The following is a 770-nucleotide window of genomic DNA, read 5'->3' on the forward strand; positions in this document are numbered from 1 at the left end:
GCCTTGGCCGCCTGACCCAAACCAAATGGCCTCCGGGAAACCCGGGGCGGTTCAGTCGTCGAGCGGGAGCAGCGTGTGCCGTCGGAAAGCGACGATGATCGCCTCCTCCTCGATCGTGAGCACGGTGGAGCGCGGCTCTTTGGGTCCCATCCAGGCATCTGCCGTCGTCGCCCGTTTGCGCCACTTCTGCACCGTCGTCGGACTGACGCCGTAGCGCCGGGCCAGCGCCCTTACGCTCTCTTCAACGTAGCTGGATCGCGCGACGGACTGCCTCCGTCGTGGTGGCGCTTCCATGGAGAATTTGGCCCATAGCGCTTCCCTCGCAGCATGGTGCTCAACCGTATCACCACACCGCGGGATCAAACACCTAGACTGGCAGGATATCTCGATCAATTGAGGCACGAGCTAATTGCGGCTGTCGGGAGCCGTAACCACCGCCGGGCCCGCGCGCACGTCGCTGGCTTTGCACGCTATCAGCAAGAGTGTGCACACGCAGGCGTTGCATCGCTGAAGCTGCTTGAGCATGCAGCCAAATATGCATAACATCATGCGGTCGACGACCGGCTAAGTGATTGGAAATAAATTAGTTGTTTGGCTGAAAATCGAGTCCTGCCGGCGACACCATTGTTCCATCGTGATCGAAGTACTCGAACAAACGAGAGGCGAAATAGGACGCCCTCTGCTCTGATTCCGAACATCACCGCGGCGAGGCGCTTTTCACAGAACGTCTTGATGGGCGGGAGAAAGGCGCGGGCTTTTTGTCGGAAACC

The 770-nt window shown here is 59.7% G+C and carries 1 pseudogene; it reads right to left on the minus strand.

The window, feature by feature from the left end:
- Positions 1–54: 54 nt before the first annotated feature.
- Positions 55–310: pseudogene (locus G3T14_RS24425) on the minus strand (helix-turn-helix domain-containing protein); the annotation flags it as partial.
- Positions 311–770: the final 460 nt, after the last annotated feature.

The sequence above is a fragment of the Methylobacterium sp. BTF04 genome, from assembly GCF_010692745.1.
GTDB lineage: Bacteria > Pseudomonadota > Alphaproteobacteria > Rhizobiales > Beijerinckiaceae > Methylobacterium.